This window comes from Endozoicomonas atrinae (assembly GCF_001647025.1).
GTDB lineage: Bacteria > Pseudomonadota > Gammaproteobacteria > Pseudomonadales > Endozoicomonadaceae > Endozoicomonas > Endozoicomonas atrinae.
Genome location: NZ_LUKQ02000466.1, coordinates 1 through 2,240, shown reverse-complemented (window position 1 = coordinate 2,240; position 2,240 = coordinate 1). Strand labels below are relative to the sequence as shown.

Annotated in this window: 2 protein-coding genes; both read left to right on the top strand. The window is 55.7% G+C overall.

What is annotated here, in order from left to right; all coding sequences use genetic code 11:
* The first annotated feature begins 165 nt into the window (after positions 1–165).
* On the top strand, positions 166–1,200 hold the full coding sequence (locus AK963_RS27970) for a hypothetical protein (RefSeq protein ID WP_139117730.1): 1,035 nt from the start codon (positions 166–168) through the stop codon (positions 1,198–1,200).
* 32 nt (positions 1,201–1,232) lie between these two features.
* Complete coding sequence (locus AK963_RS27965; RefSeq protein WP_066018588.1) at positions 1,233–2,111, top strand: hypothetical protein; 879 nt, start codon at positions 1,233–1,235, stop codon at positions 2,109–2,111.
* Positions 2,112–2,240 lie beyond the last annotated feature (129 nt).

The window sequence follows — 2,240 nt, the reverse complement described above, 5'->3', positions numbered from 1 at the left end:
ATCAACATCATTAAAACCTTCGGGTAGCTGTGGTCGACGAGACATCTGTTCTAGATAATGCATGGTAATGATGCCTAAGCATAGTTGGCGGCAGCTTAAGGATTTAGAAAATGCGATTGGTATCACTCATCCCCGATGCCTCACGGCGCCATCGAAGGGGCGTGGGTGTTCAAACCCTATGCCCGATTGCTGCTGGCGGATGGCAGCAAGACGGAGGTCAGGAACGCCCTTTACCAGGGGGCCAGCAATACCACCACCTTTACCAGGGGCGGTGTGGACCAGGTGAAAAAGGTCATTCTGAAAGGGCGGGTTGCCAGCCAGCGTTCCACCGGCAGTGGCGGCACCTGGCAGAACCGTAAGGTGACCGTGACCCTCCGGTATCGGCAGCAATGGGGGGAGTGGTTCGACGGGGAAACGGTGGCGGTGGACATCGACCAGTTCACTACCCACGACATCGAACTCAGCCAGACCATGAGCCAGGGCAGTTATGAGGTGGGTCTGTATTTTTTAGCGGAAGACCGTGAGGGTACGTTCAACAGCGGCAGCGTTACCTACGACTACCGGGATGAGAACAAGATCGCTAACCCCTACCAGAAAACCCTCAGCCCTTCCGGTTCAGCCCAGACCTTCCGGCACACCTTATCTATTGGTAACCCGGAAATCGGTTCGGGGTGGGAGATCAACCGGATTTTGTATTTCGCCAAGGTGGATATACGGCTGGAGGTCAGAAACCTTTATCGCTATGACAGCAAAGCCTGGGGGCAGGATAAGGTAAAAGGACGGGCCAGAGTGCGACTCCCCAATGATCGGGGCGAATACAACACCTACGAGAAAACCACGTCCGATGACTACTTCAAAGAAACGTGGGAAGTCACCCGGTTTACCGATATTTCCATGCGCTGGGAGGATGTGGTTCACAAAGACGGCAATATCTACCCGGAAGTGGAACTCTGGGCAGAAAGGGCCGGATATGACGGACAGTCACAGGCTGGCAGTTTTTACGAGCCAAACTACGTTCCTACCAGCCTGGCTTATGTTCATATCCGCGACATTGCGGCCACCATCTATTATCAGCGGGCACAGCCAGTGAGTGATGCCCCCCTGAACCACTTCTACTGGGACACCACCGCTTACGACCTCGGTGCCACCGATGTCAGTGTATCCGACGCCATTATCCACTGGACGGCTACCGGCGAATAAACGGCCACGGGCGAATAAACAGGAGACTCACCATGGGAATGACACGTTCACAGGGATTCACCCGTCGGGGAATACCGGACTCTGGCATGAGCTATGGCCTGACCGGCAACAGCGCTTACCAGAAAAGTCTGGACCAGATGGGGAGCTTCAATACCTTCTCTCTGGGGAGCAGCAACAACCGCAACAGCAGCAACGGTTACGGGCTGCCGGACATTGCCCCACGTTACGCCTACGACGACAGCGAGCAGCGTTACCAGCTCAATATCGACGCGGCCACCGATGTGGCAGACAAACTCAAAGACTACGGCGACAAACTGTTTGATGTGTTCGACAACTACCAGCCCAACTTCCAGTACCTGGGCGACAACGCCACGGTGTCGGACGCCCAGCTTGAGAGCCGGTTGGGGGAGGCGACCAGCGACTATCAGGCCAACGCCGACCTGCAACAGTCGGAGTACGAACGGGACATGCGCCGGATGGGCGTAAATCCCAATTCGGCACGGTTTGCGGGTTTTGGTACCAGTAACGCCCTGCACAAGGCAGCGGGACTCTCGGCCATCCAGAATCAGGTGCGGGACACCGCCAGAGAGGAGAGCTGGAACCGCAACCTCGATGTGGCGGAGCTGGGGCTGGATACCGCCAAAACCGCCACCGATGGCCTGAGCAGTGCGGCCAGTGTCTACAAACTGGCAGCGGATATGTTCACCGACAATAAGATCAAGTACGACCAGCTCAATGAAGCCGCCCGTCAGTACGATCTGGGTTATGGCTTCAAGCAGGACGAGATGAAACTGCAAGCCCAGAACCAGGTGTTTAACCAGGCGGCGAACCGTTGGCAGAACGGACTGGTGCAGACCTACGAAAACAACGGTAAATGGAATTACCGCGAGTCGTTTGATTACGAGTATTAATCCACAGGGTCAGGGAGGATCACCATGTACATCGGATCGGACGGCAGGGTTTACCAGAACAAGTTTGAGTCAATTGGCCACGGCACCAAAGTACCCGGTTACGCCGATGAACAGTACGCCATCAACCAG